The sequence below is a fragment of the Lentzea alba genome (assembly GCF_011067745.1).
GTDB classification, from domain to species: Bacteria; Actinomycetota; Actinomycetes; order Mycobacteriales; family Pseudonocardiaceae; genus Lentzea; species Lentzea alba.
Window position 1 is genome coordinate 569,726 of record NZ_JAAMPJ010000001.1, and the last position, 15,093, is coordinate 584,818.

Genomic DNA, 15,093 nt, shown 5'->3' on the forward strand with positions numbered 1-15,093 from the left:
TGGCGGGCGTGACCCTCCCCCTGACCGGCGAACGCACGGTGCCCGGTATCGCGGAAGAGAACTACTGGTTCAGGCGGCACGAGGCCGCGTATCTGCACCTCATCGGCCACTGCGCGGATGCGGTCGTGCTGGAGGCGGGTTGTGGCGAGGGCTACGGCGCCCAGCTGATCCGCACGGTCGCGCGGCGGGTGATCGCCCTCGACTACGACGAGCTGACCTCGCAGCACGTCGCCCGCGCATACCCGCAACTGGACGTGCTGCGCGGCAACCTCGCAACGCTGCCGCTGCGCGACGGCAGCGTCGACGTCGTGGCGAACCTGCAGGTCATCGAGCACCTGTGGGACCAGGAGGGGTTCCTGGCGGAGTGCCGGCGGGTGCTGCGTCCCGGCGGGACGCTCATCGTGACCACGCCGAACCGGCTGACCTTCTCACCCGGCCAGGACACGCCGCTGAACCCGTTCCACACCAGGGAACTCGCTCCGTCCGAACTGGACGAGATGGTGCGCGAGGCTGGTTTCCGCGTTGACGAACTGACGGGGCTGCGTCACGGAAAGAGGCTTGACAGTCTCCTGAACGGACAGATCATCAACGCACAGGTCGAAGTCGCCCTGTCGGGTGCGCCGTGGCCCGCCGAGCTGAAGGAGGCGGTCGAGTCGGTGACGGTGCAGGACTTCGACATCACCTCCGAGGACATGGACAGCTGCCTCGACCTGGTGGCCGTGGCGGTGCGCCCGTGAGTCGTTCTGAGGGAACGTTCTGCCTGGTCCTGCACAGCCATCTGCCGTGGCTCGCGCATCACGGCGCGTGGCCGGTCGGCGAGGAGTGGCTCTACCAGGCGTGGGCGCACTCGTACCTGCCCGTCGTGGACATGCTCCGCAGGTTCGCCGACGAAGGCCGTGAGGACGTCCTGACGCTCGGCATCACGCCGATCCTGGCCGCGCAGCTCGACGACCCGTACTGCTTACGCGGCGCGCACGACTGGCTCGGCAACTGGCACCTGCGCTCGCACTACGCCGGGGAACGGCTGCGCGAGCTGTCCGCGTACGAGCACCGCGCGTCCTCGTGGGCGTTGGACCAGTTCGAAACGCATTGGCGGCACGGGTTTTCCCCGGTTCTGAGGTCCCTTGTGGACTCGTCGACGATCGAGCTGATCGGCGGGCCGGCGACGCATCCCTTTCAGCCGTTGCTGGATCCGCGGGTGCGTTCCTTCGCGTTGCGGACCGGTTTGGACGACACGGCGCTGCGCATCGGCCGGGCTCCGGAAGGGATCTGGGCGCCGGAATGCGGTTACTCGCCCGGCATGGAGGCGGGGTACGCGGCGGCGGGCGTGCGGCGGTTCATGGTCGACGGTCCCGCGCTGCACGGCGACACCTCCACGGCACACCCGGTCGGATCTTCGGACGTGCTGGCGTTCGGGCGTGATCTCGAGGTCTCGTACCGCGTCTGGTCGCCGAAGGTCGGCTATCCGGGCGATGCCGCGTACCGGGATTTTCACACCTTCGATCACCCGACGGGCCTGAAGCCGTCACGGGTGACCGGCAAGAACGTGGCGCCGGAGGACAAACGGCCGTACGACCCGTCGCTGGCGCGAGAGGCCATTTCACGCCATGTCGACGACTTCGTTGAGACAGTCGTGCGGCGGTTGCGGGCGATCGACGGCGGATTGGTCGTCGCCGCCTACGACACCGAGCTTTACGGACACTGGTGGCACGAAGGTCCCTTGTGGCTGGAGGCCGTGCTGCGCGCGTTGCCGGAAGCGGGCGTGCGCGTGACGACGTTGCGGGGCGCGGTCGAGGCCGGGCACGTGGGCGCGCCGGTCGAGCTGCCGGCGTCGTCGTGGGGCAGCGGCAAGGACTGGCGGGTGTGGGACGGCGCGCAGGTGTCGGACATCGTGTCGTTGAACGAGTCGGTGCAGAAAGAACTGCTGGACCTGGACTTCTCGTCCGACGTGCGGGATCCGGTGCTGGACCAGGCGGTACGCGAGGCGTTGCTGGCGTTGTCGAGCGACTGGGCCTTCATGGTCACCAAGGACTCGGCGGCCGACTACGCCCGCTATCGCGCGAAGATTCACAGCGATCGTTTCAGCGAGCTGGCGGCGTTGGCCCGCGGCGGTCGTGGTCAGGCTCGGGCGGCGGAGCTCCGCGCGGCAGACGGCCCCTTCGGGCATCTGGACGCGCGAGGAATGAGGTAACGGGATGCGCGTGCTGATGTTGTCGTGGGAGTACCCGCCGGTGGTCGTCGGCGGACTGGGCAGGCACGTCCACGCGCTCGCGACACAGCTGGCCGCGCAGGGGCACGACGTCGTCGTGCTCTGCCGACAACCCTCCGGCACCGACGCGATCACCCACCCCACCGTGGACCTGGTGAGCGAGGGCGTGCGACTGGTCCGGGTCGCCGAGGACCCCGCGCACTTCGTGTTCGAGAAGGACCTCCTGGCGTGGACGCTCGCGATGGGTCACGCGATGACGCGCGCCGGTTTGGCGCTGGACTCGTGGCGTCCGGACGTCGTGCACGCGCACGACTGGCTGGTCGCGCACCCGGCGGTGGCGCTGGCGGAAGCGTTCGGCGTGCCGTTGGTGGCGACGATCCACGCGACCGAGGCCGGCCGGCACTCGGGCTGGCTGTCGCACCCGTTGAACCAGCAGGTGCACTCGGTGGAGTGGTGGCTGGCGAACCGGGCCGACTCGCTGATCACCTGCTCGTCGGCGATGCGCCGCGAGGTGGCACATCTGTTCGACGTGGACCCCGACGTGGTTTCCGTGCTGCACAACGGCATCGAGCCGGGCGGCTGGAAGGTGCGGGCGAAGGACGTCGGCGCGGCCCGGCGCGCGTACTCGCCGCACGGTGATCCGCTGCTGCTCTTCTTCGGCCGCATCGAGTGGGAGAAGGGCATCCAGGACCTGATCGCGGCGCTCCCCCGGATCCGCCGTTTTCACCGGGGCACGCGGGTTGTCGTGGCCGGTGGCGGTTCGCAGACCGAGTGGCTGCAGGAACAGGCGCGCAAGCACCGCGTGCTGCGGGCCGTCGAGTTCGTCGGGCATCTTTCCGACAGGTCTTTGGCGGCGTTGCTCACCGCGGCGAACGCCGTCGTGCTGCCCTCCCGGTACGAGCCGTTCGGCATCGTGGCCCTGGAAGCGGCTGCTGCGGGGACTCCGCTGGTCGCCTCCACCGCCGGCGGGCTCGGCGAGGTGGTTCTCGACGGGGTGACCGGACTGTCGTTCACCCCCGGTGACGTGGACGGACTCACCCGCGCCGTGCGTGCCGTGCTGTCCGATCCGGCGTCGGCCGCCGTGCGCGCGCGTGCCGCCAAGGAACGTCTGGGCACCGACTTCAACTGGGCCACGATCGCGTCGGACACGGCTTCCGTCTACGCGTCCGCCGTTGTGCGCGAACCGAGCGTCCTGGGACGCCCCAAGATCGCTACGGGCAATCTGTTCACCTAGCTCGGCTACAGTCGCCGGTCCCGTTAACAAGTGGTGACCGAGGACTGAATGAAATACCAACGCTTTGTGGCGCTCGGGGACAGTTGCACCGAGGGCCTGGACGACCTGCTGCCCGACGGCCGTTACCGGGGCTGGGCGGACCGCGTCGCGTCAGTGCTGGACGCGCCGGGCTTCCGCTACGCCAACCTGGGCGTGCGCGGCCGTCGCCTGGACCAGATGCTGGTGGAGCAGGTCCCGTCCGCGGCGGCGTTGGAGCCTGACCTCGTCGCGTTGTTCGGCGGCGGCAACGACGTGATGTCCGGCGCGTCGTGCGCGCAGATCCGGCACCGGGTCGACGCGATGGTGCGCGCCGTGACGTCGTTCGCGCCCACGGTAGCCGTCTTCACGTTGAGCGATGTCTCGCAACGCATGCCGTTCGGCTGGCGCATGCGTCCACGCATCGAGGCCCTCAACGACGCCGTACGCGTCGCCGCCGTGCGTTATGGCGCGGTTCTGGTCGACGTGTGGGACGACACGTGCGTGCAGGACTCACGCTACTTCGGCCCCGACCGCCTGCATCTGTCGTCGCTGGGACACCGGCGGTTGGCCGGACACCTGCTGTCGGCGCTCGACGTTCCGTTCGACGACTCGTGGATGGCACCGCTGGACGGAGTCGCCGCACCGTCGTCGATGTGGGACCACTGGCGATGGCTGCGCGACCAGGTGCTGCCGGTCGCGTACACGCGCTCGCGCAACAAGTTGATCGGCCGGCAGCCGGGCGACGGCTTCAGGCCGAAGCGTCCGACGCTTCTTCCGCTCGTTTAGCCAGCGCCTCCTTGGCCTTGCGGGCCATGTCCGCGATGTCCGCCCGCCGCTGCGCATCCGCCTCGTAGTCGGCGCGCCGATCCCGCACCACCCGCGCCGGCGCGCCCACCGCGATCTTGTAGTCCGGGAAGTCGCCGCGCACCACGGCGTGCGCGCCCAGCACGCAGCCGCGGCCGACCCTCGTGCCGCGCAGCACCGTCACCTTGGCGCCGAGCCAGCAGTCCGGGCCGATGCGCACGGGTGACTTCACGATGCCCTGGTCCTTGATCGGCAGGGTGATGTCCTCGGTCTTGTGGTCGAAGTCGCAGATGTAGACCCAGTCCGCGACGAGCGAGGACGCGCCGATCTCGATGTCGAGGTAGCAGTTGACCGTGTTGTCCTTGCCGAACACGACCTTGTCGCCGATGCGCAGCGAGCCCTCGTGGCACCTCAGCGCGTTGCCGTCGCCGATGTGCACCCAGCGGCCGATCTCCAGGCGGCCGTAGCCGGGGCGGGCCATGACGTCGACGCGCTTGCCGAAGAAGACCATGCCGCGCAGCACCACGTGAGGGTTGAGCAGGCGGAACTTCAGCAGCCGCCAGTAGCGGACGAGATACCAGGGGGTGTAGGCGCGGTGGCGCAGGACCCAGCGCAGGGAGGCGAGCGTGAGGAAGCGGGCCTGGGCCGGGTCTCGGCGCGACCTGGCCCATCTGGTCCAGACGGGTGCACCCCACATCGAAGTCATGGGCTGAGACTCTAAATCGCGTGCGCCATGCGGCATCATGCGGACCGTGCGAGAGGTGAGCGGCTTGATCCACGAGGGCAACCTGCAGCAGGTCGTCCTGTATGTCTCCTTGCTCGTGGGCTATGAGTGGGGCTATTTCGACACCGGGCCGATCGAGGCGGGCGCCGCGGCCTCGAACGCGCACGCTCCATCGTGGTTCGCGTATGCGATCGAAGGCATCACGCTGTCGGTCGCTCGTGATCACAGCAACGGGACGCTGCAGGTCGTCTTGAGCGGCGAGTTCGACGACGTGATCGAGGCACGCCTGGACACGATGCTGTTCTTCAACTGAGGCACCCTAGACACATGGCGATTCCTCTCATCATCGACACCGACCCCGGCGTCGACGACGCGTTCGCGATCGCGCTCGCGGCCCGCAGCGCCGAGGTCGATCTGGTAGGCCTCACCACGGTGTTCGGCAACGTCGGCCTCGACCTCACCACGCGCAACGCGTTGGGCCTGCTCGCCCACCTCGGCCGCACCGACGTGCCCGTGGTCCGGGGCTTCGAGGGGCCGGCCGGGGCGGCGGACGTGCACGGGGAGGACGGGTTCGGCGGGCAGGCGCACACGTTGCCCGAGAACCCGCGCACGATCTACGGCGACGATCCTGTGCGGTTCTTCGCGGACAACCTCACGCCGGACACCGTGGTCGCCGCCATCGGGCCGTTGACCAACATCGCCGCCGCGCTCGACGCGGGCATCACGTTCCCGCGGCTGATCGTCATGGGCGGCGGGCTCGGGCTGGGCAACACGACCGAGCGGGCCGAGTTCAACTTCTGGGCCGACGCGGAGGCGGCGCGGACGGTGATCCGCCGGGGCAACCCGATCATCGTGCCGCTCAACCTCACCCAGCGGTGCATCGCCGACACCGAGTTCCTCGCGAACGTCGACCCGGTGCTGAGCAACCTCACCGGCACCTACCGCGCGTACCTCGCCCGGCATTCCGAGCAGAACCTGTCCCAGCGGGAGGAGGGCATCCTCGTCCACGACGCGGTCGCGGTGGCCGAGGCGATCGTCCCCGGCACGCTGCGCACGAAGGTCCACAGCCTCGACGTCGACGACGAGGGCGCGCTCGTCGAAGGAAAGCACCAGGTAGAGGTCGCGGAGGACACCGATTGGCCCGCGTTGAGGGCCTTCATGGAGCAGCGCTTGTCCGTTTGACGACAGGTTCGTGTCGCTCTCTGGGGTTGGGCGGGCACGGTAAGTAGGGTCCGCGACCATGCAGCGAAGAGTCCTCACGACGGCTGCGGTGGCGGTGGCCATGACGTTCGGAGTGGTCCCTGCCTCCGCTCAACCTCAGATTCAGGTGGTGCCGGATCCGGCGGCGCACGTGAACCCGTTCATCGGCACGACCAACCTCGGGAACACCTTCCCCGGCGCGGTCGTGCCGTTCGGCATGTTCTCCTTCAGCCCCGAGGCGTCCCGCGGCAACACCCTGCGCGCCGCGGCTCCCGGTGGCTACCGCTACGACGCGACCAAGATCCGCGGTTTCAGCCTCACCCACATGTCCGGGACGGGGTGCGCGGGCGGAAGTGGTGACATCCCGATCTTCCCGCACGTCGGGACCGTCACCACCAGCCCGACGACCGACGCGACGGACGCGGTCTACGCCAGTGAGTTCGCGCACGCGGACGAGGTGGCCAAGCCCGGCCGCTACGACGTGACGCTCAAGTCCGGCGCGAAGGCCGAGCTGTCCGCCACCGAACGCACCGGTGCCGCGCGGTTCAGCTTCCCCGCCGACAAGCCGGCGACGGTGCTGATCAACACGTCCAAGTCGCAGGTCGGCAGCAGTGCCGCGCAGACCGTGGTCGACAAGGACAAGCGGACCATCACCGGCAGCGTGACCAGCGGAAACTTCTGCGGATACATCAACCAGGTCGGCCGCCGCAGCTACTACACGCTGCACTTCGTGGCGGAGTTCGACCAGGACTTCACCGAGGTCGGCACGTATCAAGACAACGTTGTCACGCCCGGAAGCGTCACTTCCCAGGGCGGCACGACGTACGGGACGAACGGCTGGCCGGTGCTGGGCAAGGGTTCCGGTGCCTACCTCGGGTTCGCGCCCGGCAGCCAGGTCGGTGTCAAGGTCGGCATCTCCTACGTGAGCCTCGACAACGCGCGGGCGAACCTCAAAGCCGAGAACAAGGGTCAGTCCATTGAGGACATGAGGGACAACGCGTACATCGCGTGGCAGAAGCAGCTCAAGCGCATCGAGGTCGGCGGCGGCTCCGATGACGAGCGCACCAAGTTCTACACCGCGCTGTACCACTCGTTGTTGCACCCCAACCTGTTCAGCGACGTCAACGGCGAGTACGCCGGGTTCGACGGCAAGACTCACAAGATCGACAAGCGTCGGCAGAAGGCCCAGTACGGCACGTTCTCCGGCTGGGACATCTACCGCTCGCAGCTGCAGCTCGTGACGCTGCTCGAACCGCAGATCGGTTCGGACATCGCGCAGTCGCTGCTCAACCAGGCCGACCAGAACAACGGCGTGTGGGACCGCTGGACGCACAACGGCGGCGGCACGCACGTGATGAACGGCGACCCCGCGCCCATCGCGCTGGCCGCGATCTCGGCGTTCGGCGGCGACAGGTACGACATCAAGTCGTCGCTTCGGAGCCTGGTCAAGGCTGCCACCGTGCCGACGGCGCTGGACCTGAGCAAGGACGGCTGGGCCGTGATGTCGGTCGGGCAGCGGCCGTCGCTCGACAAGTACCTGAAGCACAAGTACATGCCGTCCGTGTCGAACGCTTGGGGTGGCGCGGCGGAGACCCTGGAGATCTCCGCGGCGGACTTCGCGATCAGCCAGCTGGCCGCACGCACCGGTGACAAGTCGATCCAACGCACGTTCGCCGAGCGCGCGCAGTGGTGGCAGAACAACTTCGACCCGGTCGCGGACAGGACGGGCGGCTACATCCGCAACCGCAACGCCGACGGCACGTGGGTCAAGGACTTCACGCCGGACACCGGCAACGGGTTCGTCGAGGGCAGCAGCGCCCAGTACACGTGGATGGTGACGCACAACGTCGCCGGGCTCGTCGAGTCGCTCGGTGGCCGCGAGCGTGCCACCAAGCGGCTGGACGACTTCTTCCACAACGCCGACGGCAGCTGGGCCCTCACGGGTCGCGGCGGCGCGAAGTCCGAATTGGACAACGAACCGTCGGTGAACGTGCCGTGGCTGTACAACTACACGGGCCAGCCGGCGAAGACGCAGGAGACGCTGCGCGAGACGATCAGCTCGCTGTGGAAGAACGCGCCCGGCGGCATTCCCGGCAACGACGACCTCGGCGCGATGTCGTCGTGGTTCGTCTTCACCTCGATGGGCATCTACCCGCAGGTGCCGTCACGCGCCGAGCTGGTGCTGAGCAGCCCGCTGTTCACGTCGGTGAAGATCAACCGCGGTGGCGGCAAGGACATCACGATCAACGCGCCGCAAGCCAACACCGCCACGAAGTACGTGCAGTCGCTGAAGGTCAACGGCCGTGCGACCACGAAGACCTGGCTGCCAGAGTCGTTCGTCGAGCGCGGCGGCAAGCTCGACTTCGTGCTGGGCAAGGCGCCTTCCTCGTGGGGGACGGGCGCAGCCGATGCCCCGCCGTCGTTCCGCGACGGGGAACAGCCGATCAGGCACGACCAGCCCTACTACCTCACCGTCGAACCGCGTCAGCTCGTCGTCGAGCCCGGGAAGTCGGTCACGGCGAAGGTCGACGCGGTCAAGCTGTACGACGGCGACCCGAAGGCGACGTACACGATCACCGGCCCGGAGGCGCTGAAGTTCACGCCCACGACCGGTGCCGTGCCGGCGGAGTTCACGGTCTCGGCGGAAGCCGGTACGGCGCAAGGCTTCTACGACTTCACCGTCACGGTGACCGTCGAGGGCGCCCCGAAGCCGGTCGTGTTGCCGCAGACGGTGAAGGTCGCGCCGGCGGGCAGCATGCTCGCCGCCGTGAACAACGTCGGCGCCTCCGCCGACGCCGACGGTGAGGGCGACTTCGACGGCGGCGGCTACAGCTACTCGCGGGAAGCGCTGGCCACGGCCGGTCTTCCGCCGGGCGGCACCGGCACCGTCGACGGGCTGACGTTCACCTGGCCGTCGTCGCCTCCCGGTCGTCCCGACAACGCGACCGCTGCCAAGCAAACGCTTGCACTGTCCGGAACGCGGCTCGCTTTCGTCGGTTCCGCAGCCAATGGCGCACGCGCGAAGGCCGCCACCGTGACGTTCACGGACGGCACGACGGCCCAGGTCGAGATCGGCTTCAGCGACTGGACGCTAGGCGGCGGCGGGGCGACCCCGAGCTACGGCAACGTGATCATCGCGAACACGCCGTACCGCAACCAGTCGGGCGGCGGCAACGAAAAGGTCGCCACGCACATCTTCGCGACGAAGACGTACGTGGCCCCGGAAGGCAAGACGCTGGCTTCCGTGGTGCTGCCGGACGATGTGAACATGCACATTTTCGCTGTGGCAGTCGGCTAGTTCGTCAATCGTGGGTGGTTCTCGTCGTGCTGGCGACGGGAACCACCCACGTCCTATCTTGTGAGTGAGCCCAGAGCGCCGCCGCTGTGAGCGTGAGGCGCCATGCCCAACTGCGTGCGGTCGACGAGGATCGCAGTGCACTCGTGGGAACGGCTGACCGCGGACGCCGTCGCGACCTGGCTGGACGCCCTGCCCGGCTGGCTCGTCGTGGGCACCGCCAGCACGCTCGAAGACCTGTTGCTGCTGTGTCGTTTGCGCCCGCCGGACGTCGTGGTGGGGCAGCTGGAACCGGCCTTCGTACCGGGTTTTCCACTCGTCGTCCTCAGCCCGACCTGCGGCCTCGCCTCGCTGCGGGCTTCGCTGGAACAAGTGCCGCTGGTTTCGCTGCGCCGGGTCGCTCCGGGCGCGCTGACCGACCGTGAGATGGAAGTCCTGGCGTATGTCTGCTCCGGACAGTCGGCCGTCTCGGTCGCGTCCGCCCTGCAGCTCTCGCCGCACACCGTGGTCAACTACAAGCGGCGGATCTTCGCGAAGCTCGGCGTCCAGAGCCGGGTGCAGGCGGCCGCACTGGTCGCCCGGCTCGGACTGGTCCGGACTCCCTGCCGTGGGGCTGTGTTGCACGACGACGTTCCGTCACTGACTCACCGGGAGCACGACATCCTGGCGTCGATCGCCCGGGGCGACTCGGTGCGGCAGACCGCGCACGCACTCGGCATCGCGGTGAAGACCGTCGAGTCGGAACAGCGGCAGCTGTTCTTCAAGCTCCGGGTGCACAACCGGGCCCAGGCGCTTTCGGAAGCACAGCGGCTCGGGTTGCTAACGTAACGCCCTCACCTGGGGATTTCCCGGTTGTGACCGAGTTCGAGAAGCGGCTGGTCGAGGCAGCCCAGCGCGGCGAGCTGCTGGTATGCCCGAAGTCGGCTCCGGCGGTGCGCGCCGAGCTGATCAGGGAGCTGCTGCTCGGCCGGCACGGGGAGCTGGACCCGCGCGGCGTGCAGATCAAGGACGCACGGATCAAAGGCACGCTCGACCTCGACAACGTGACCGCCCCCGTCGGCCTTTATCTGACCGGCTGCACCATCGACGAACCGATCGACGCCCGCGACGCGCGGCTGCGGGATCTGGTGCTCAGGGGCGGCCGGTGCGCCGGGCTTCAGGCCGACGGCGTCCACATCGACAGAGATCTCCACCTGGAGGATGGCCTGCAGGTCGACGGCGATCAGCAGGACGCACTGATCAGCCTGATCGGCAGCCACATCGTCGGAGACCTGTCGCTGGGGAAGGTCGCGCTCACCAACTCAGCCGGCCCCGCCATCGACGCCAACCGGGCCCGCATCGGCGGCTGCGTCTTCGCCCGGAGCCTGGTCCGGATCACCGGAAACGACAGATCAGGCGCGTTCGTCCTGCTCAGCGCCCACATCGCCGGAAGCCTTCAGTTGGACGAGGACGTGACGATCACGAACCTCAAGGGGCCCGCTCTGGACGCCGACGACATCCGCGTCCAGGGTTCGGTGTTGCTGACGAACGGCTTCCGCGCCATCGGACACGGCCGAACCGGCGCGGTCTCTCTCGAGAACGCCAACGTGGTCCTGAACGTCACGCTGGAAGACGCGGAGATCACCAACGACACCGGTCCCTGCCTCGACGCCACGAACGCTCGTGTCGGCGGTGACGTGCTGCTGGCGGACGGCGTACGACTCACCGCGAGCGGGCCGACCGGCGCGATCGTCCTGGCCGGCGGTCACATCGGCGGAATCGTCACGGTGCAGGACACGGTCGTCACCAACGACCTCGGCGCGGCGTTGAACGCGAACGGCGTCGACATCAACGGCAGCCTCTTCCTGCACAAGGGAACCCAGCTGACCGGGCGCCGGCCCGGCGGCACGGTCGACCTGATCAGCGGCCACCTCGCGGGAGACCTCGACATCGCGAACGCGGTCATCACCAACTCGCTGGGTCCGGCGGTGTCCGCCGACCAGGTCCACATCGACGGGCGCCTGTTCCTCATGGGACAGACCTCGCTGTCCGGTGCCGGCGGGCATGGCGCGGTGACCTTGCACGGGGCGCGCGTCGACGGCCAGTTCCACAGCGAAGGCCGGATCTCGATCAAGGTGCAGGGCGGGCTCGGTCCGGTGCTGAACCTCCAGGAACTGGTGGTCGGGACCACCGTGACGCTGCCACCCGCCCTGTTGTGCCACCGCCGCGGGAGCGACTGGACGTGCGCGCACCGGAGCTGGGTGCGGCTGGACGGGCTCTCCTACGTCTCGCTCGGCGAGGGGTGGGACTGGCAGCAGTGGCTGCACCTGATCCGCCGCCACACCCCCGCGTACCACGCGTCGGCCTACCAGCGTCTCGCCGCCGTCGAACGGGCCGCCGGGCACGACGGCACGGTGCGCCGGATCCTCATGGCGCAGCAGACCGATCTCCGGCGCCGCAACCCGGAGGCCCTGGGCGGTCCCCTGACCCAGTGGTTCCACTGGTTGTGGGGCGTGCTGGCCGGGTACGGCTACCGCGCTCGGCGGACCGCCGCGGCACTGTTGCTGGTCCTGGCGATGGCGGGACTCCTCGGCTGGTCAGCCGGCCAGGTCGAGACCCGCCCCGGACATCTCGCCGCCGAGCGCGTGGCCAGCGCGACCGCCGCGGTCGGAGTTCCTTGCTCCACAGTGGAACTCGTGGGTCTCGGGCTCGATCGCGGGTTGCCGCTGGGGATGACCGGAATGCGAACGCGGTGCGATCTGGACACCGCGGCGCGCGCGGGGCAGGCGTTCACGGCGGCGATCTGGCTGGTGCAGCTGGCCGTGTGGGGGCTGGCGACGCTGGCGCTGGCCGGGTACACGAACCTGGTGCGCAAACCCGGCTGAGGTGGAAATCGGCGTAAGGGATTGGCGTCCCCTGCATGGTTCTTCGTCCGTGCGGCGGCGAGTGATCTTGCAGAACACTGCGCTGACATGGGCAATCTCACCAGACGTGGATTTCTGGGAGGCGTCGCGGGCGCCAGCGCCGTCACGCTGGCTCCCTCCCCTGCCGCCGCGCGGGTGGCCGCTGTCGACGCCGCGGCCACCTCGCCCCGGTTCTTCGGACGGATGTTCCCCGGGCTGCCGCCGTTCGCCGAGAACACGCCGCGCGTGCAGGACGCGTTGCGTGCGATGGGCGCGCCGGGCGGGCCGCTGGACGCCGAGGATCCGTTGCACGAAGGGCCGATTCGACTCATCACCAACCCGGAGCTGAGTCCGGGCAACCTCGACAACCCCTTCAACACCGCGGGAACGACGTTCCTCGGGCAGTTCGTCGATCACGACCTCACCTTCGACCTCCACTCGCGGCTCGCGGTGCCGGCCGTGCCCGAGCAGAGTCCGAACACGCGCAATCCCACGCTGTCACTGGATTCCGTGTACGGCGGCGGCCCTGTCCTGTCGCCGCAGCTGTACGACTCCGGCGACCGGGCCAAGTTCCGGGTGGAGAACGGCGGGCTGTTCGAGGACCTGCCCCGGCGCGCCGACGGCGTGGCGATCATCGGGGACCCGCGCAACGACGAGAACCTGATGATCGCCGGGCTGCACGCGGCGTTCCTGTTGTTCCACAACCGGGTCGTGGACCGGCTGCGCGCCGCGGGTGTGCCCGGCGACCGGGTTTTCGCTGACGCGCAGAGAACCGTGGTGTGGCACTACCAGTGGATCGTGGTGCACGAGTTCCTGCCGCAGATCATCGGTTTCGGTCTCACGCAGGACGTCCTCGCGCACGGGCGGCGTTTCTACCGGCCGGCGCAGGGCCAGCACTACATGCCGGTGGAGTTCCAGGGCGCGTGCTACCGGTTCGGGCACAGCCAGGTGCGGCCGTCGTACCGCGCGAACCTGAAGGGGGACAACGGTCAGCCGTTCTTCGGTTTCGTCTTCGACCCGGCGGCAGAGGGGCAGAGCGATCCGGTGGACCTGCGCGGCGGGCGTCGGGCGCGCCGGAGGTTCATCGGGTGGCAGACGTTCTTCGACTTCGGCGACGGCCAGGTGCGGCCCAACAAGCGGATCGACACGCACATCTCGACGCCGCTGTTCCGCTTGCCGCTCGGGGCGATCGCGGACGGTTCGCCGCCGGTAGCGCTGCCGCAGCGCAACCTTCTCCGTCACCTCACGTGGTCGTTGCCGTCCGGGCAGGCGGTTGCGCGGGCCATGGGCATTCCGGTGCTGGACTCGGTGCCGGAGCTGCGGGAGTTCGGCTTCGACCGCTCGACGCCGCTCTGGTACTACACGCTGCGCGAAGCCGAGACGCTCGGTGACGGCATCTCGCTCGCGGGCGCCGGCGCCCGGCTGGTCGGCGAGGTCTTCATCGGCCTGCTGCAGCTCGATCCCGAGTCCTACCTGACGCAGCAACCTGGCTGGAAGCCTGTTCTGCCGTCACGTGTCGCCGGCCAGTTCGGGATGGTCGACCTGCTCCGGTTCGCCCGCGTCGATCCGTCGAGCCGCGGTCAATAGTGTTGGGTGGTGTTCACCGTTTCCGAACGAGACCAGCTGCGTCGCGACCTGGTCGACGCCGCCGACACCGACCCCCGCGTGATCGGGGCGGCGTTGACCGGATCCGCCGCCGTGGGCAAGGAAGACCGCTGGTCCGACATCGACCTCGCGCTGTCGATCGACGGCGACCTCGACGCGGTGGTGGCCGACTGGACCGCACTGATGTACACGTGCGGTGCGGTCGGCCACCTCGACGTGCGGCGCGGGGCGGTCCTGTTCCGCGTGTTCCTGCTGAGCTCGACGCTGCAGGTCGACATCGCGTTCTGGCCCTCGTCCGAGTTCGGCGCGACCGGGCCGACGTTCCGGCTGCTGTTCGGCGAGGCGAACACGCTGCCGCAGTCCGGCCAGCCCGACCGCGCCGAGCTCATCGGGCTCGCCTGGTTGTACGGGCTGCACGCGCGGTCGTCCATCGCACGTGGGCGGGTGTGGCAGGCGCTCTACATGGTGAACGGCATGCGCGACCAGGTGATGGCGCTCCGGTGCCTGCGCGAGGGGGTCAACGCGGTGCAGGGGCGAGGGCTCGACGACCTGGCCGATGCCGATGCCTTCGCCGGGACGCTCGTGCTGTCGACTCATCCTGATGAGCTGCGACGGGCGTTCCACGTGCTGACCGGGTTGTTGCTCAACGAGATTGACGAACCGGCTCTGGCAGTGGCCGTGCAGGCGCTGTCTCCCGCAGCAGCAACGCGGCCGTGAACAGCACCAGCACGGCCGCTGAGCCGTGCACCGCGAGCGCGTAACCGACTGTGCCGCCGTGGGTGATCACGGCCAGGCAGTCGCCGATCGGGATGATCGAGTCGGCGAGGACCACCCAGCCCAGGGCTCGGCGTTGGTTCATGAGCAACAGGATCAGCGCTGTCAGGGCGTAGGCGAGGTCGCGCACGCCCTTCACGACGTAGTAGCCGTCGGGGTCGACGATGCCGAAGCCCGCGGCCGCGCCGTCGCCGTTGAGCAGGTAGTTCAGGCCGAAGCAGAAGCCCGCCAGCACGACGAGCCAACCCATGATCGTGGTCAAACGCATGACAACCCCCACTTGAGAATCTAGCACTGCTAGCGACTAGAGCGACGCTAACACTAGAGGCGCTCGGATGTCTAGCAGTG

General features: G+C 68.9%; 13 protein-coding genes. 11 read left to right on the plus strand and 2 right to left on the minus strand.

The features are described 5' to 3' along the window. Positions 1-8: 8 nt before the first annotated feature. The 4 genes from G7043_RS02770 to G7043_RS02785 are packed head-to-tail and all read left to right on the plus strand — an operon-like array spanning position 9 to position 4,247. Positions 9-737, plus strand: a complete 729-nt coding sequence (locus G7043_RS02770; RefSeq protein WP_313887677.1) for a class I SAM-dependent methyltransferase — start codon at positions 9-11, stop codon at positions 735-737. Then, positions 734-2,191, plus strand: a complete 1,458-nt coding sequence (locus G7043_RS02775) for a 1,4-alpha-glucan branching protein domain-containing protein (RefSeq protein ID WP_166043506.1) — start codon at positions 734-736, stop codon at positions 2,189-2,191. The genes G7043_RS02770 and G7043_RS02775 overlap by 4 nt, the downstream gene beginning before the upstream one ends. Positions 2,192-2,195: 4 nt before the next feature. Continuing rightward, complete coding sequence (locus G7043_RS02780) at positions 2,196-3,443, plus strand: glycosyltransferase family 4 protein (protein WP_166043508.1); 1,248 nt, start codon at positions 2,196-2,198, stop codon at positions 3,441-3,443. 48 nt (positions 3,444-3,491) lie between these two features. After that, positions 3,492-4,247, plus strand: coding sequence for an SGNH/GDSL hydrolase family protein (locus tag G7043_RS02785; protein WP_166043510.1), 756 nt, complete (start codon positions 3,492-3,494; stop codon positions 4,245-4,247). Here G7043_RS02785 and G7043_RS02790 read toward each other — a convergent pair. After that, the gene (locus tag G7043_RS02790; RefSeq protein ID WP_166043512.1) at positions 4,210-4,971 is read right to left on the minus strand and encodes an acyltransferase; all 762 of its coding nucleotides are present in this window, start codon (positions 4,969-4,971) and stop codon (positions 4,210-4,212) included. The two genes, G7043_RS02785 and G7043_RS02790, sit on opposite strands and share 38 nt — an antisense overlap. A gap of 55 nt (positions 4,972-5,026) precedes the next feature. Between G7043_RS02790 and G7043_RS02795 the strand changes: the two genes are divergently transcribed. The 7 genes from G7043_RS02795 (at position 5,027) to G7043_RS02825 (ending at position 14,688) form a co-directional block, all read left to right on the plus strand. Beyond that, positions 5,027-5,302, plus strand: coding sequence for a hypothetical protein (locus G7043_RS02795; RefSeq protein ID WP_166043514.1), 276 nt, complete (start codon positions 5,027-5,029; stop codon positions 5,300-5,302). Between the two features lie 14 nt (positions 5,303-5,316). Then, positions 5,317-6,171 carry a nucleoside hydrolase gene (locus tag G7043_RS02800; RefSeq protein ID WP_166043516.1) on the plus strand — a complete coding sequence of 285 codons (855 nt, stop codon included), beginning with the start codon at positions 5,317-5,319 and terminating at the stop codon, positions 6,169-6,171. Positions 6,172-6,229: 58 nt separating this feature from the next. Next, complete coding sequence (locus tag G7043_RS02805) at positions 6,230-9,487, plus strand: GH92 family glycosyl hydrolase (protein WP_166043518.1); 3,258 nt, start codon at positions 6,230-6,232, stop codon at positions 9,485-9,487. A gap of 102 nt (positions 9,488-9,589) precedes the next feature. Next, positions 9,590-10,312 carry a response regulator transcription factor gene (locus G7043_RS02810; protein ID WP_166043520.1) on the plus strand — a complete coding sequence of 241 codons (723 nt, stop codon included), beginning with the start codon at positions 9,590-9,592 and terminating at the stop codon, positions 10,310-10,312. A 26-nt stretch (positions 10,313-10,338) separates the two neighbouring features. Beyond that, entirely contained in the window at positions 10,339-12,348 is a 2,010-nt protein-coding gene (locus G7043_RS02815; RefSeq protein WP_166043522.1) for a hypothetical protein, read from the plus strand. 87 nt (positions 12,349-12,435) lie between these two features. After that, entirely contained in the window at positions 12,436-13,953 is a 1,518-nt protein-coding gene (locus G7043_RS02820; RefSeq protein ID WP_166043524.1) for a peroxidase family protein, read from the plus strand. A 9-nt stretch (positions 13,954-13,962) separates the two neighbouring features. Beyond that, on the plus strand, positions 13,963-14,688 hold the full coding sequence (locus G7043_RS02825) for a nucleotidyltransferase domain-containing protein (RefSeq protein WP_166043526.1): 726 nt from the start codon (positions 13,963-13,965) through the stop codon (positions 14,686-14,688). On the opposite strand, the gene G7043_RS02830 is transcribed toward G7043_RS02825, so the two are convergent. Next, positions 14,615-15,013 (minus strand): DUF4267 domain-containing protein, encoded by a 399-nt coding sequence (locus G7043_RS02830; RefSeq protein WP_166043528.1) that lies wholly within the window; start codon positions 15,011-15,013, stop codon positions 14,615-14,617. The two genes, G7043_RS02825 and G7043_RS02830, sit on opposite strands and share 74 nt — an antisense overlap. Between the last annotated feature and the right edge of the window lie 80 nt (positions 15,014-15,093).

What these genes read in the sequence shown, in the direction of transcription:
- G7043_RS02785 (WP_166043510.1), top strand. Translation starts at nt 3,492, where the DNA reads ATGAAATACCAACGCTTTGTGGCGCTCGGGGACAGTTGCACCGAGGGC.
- G7043_RS02810 (WP_166043520.1), top strand. Translation starts at nt 9,590, where the DNA reads ATGCCCAACTGCGTGCGGTCGACGAGGATCGCAGTGCACTCGTGGGAA.
- G7043_RS02820 (WP_166043524.1), top strand. Translation starts at nt 12,436, where the DNA reads ATGGGCAATCTCACCAGACGTGGATTTCTGGGAGGCGTCGCGGGCGCC.
- G7043_RS02780 (WP_166043508.1), top strand. Translation starts at nt 2,196, where the DNA reads ATGCGCGTGCTGATGTTGTCGTGGGAGTACCCGCCGGTGGTCGTCGGC.
- G7043_RS02790 (WP_166043512.1), bottom strand. Translation starts at nt 4,971, where the DNA reads ATGACTTCGATGTGGGGTGCACCCGTCTGGACCAGATGGGCCAGGTCG.
- G7043_RS02800 (WP_166043516.1), top strand. Translation starts at nt 5,317, where the DNA reads ATGGCGATTCCTCTCATCATCGACACCGACCCCGGCGTCGACGACGCG.
- G7043_RS02805 (WP_166043518.1), top strand. Translation starts at nt 6,230, where the DNA reads ATGCAGCGAAGAGTCCTCACGACGGCTGCGGTGGCGGTGGCCATGACG.
- G7043_RS02830 (WP_166043528.1), bottom strand. Translation starts at nt 15,013, where the DNA reads ATGCGTTTGACCACGATCATGGGTTGGCTCGTCGTGCTGGCGGGCTTC.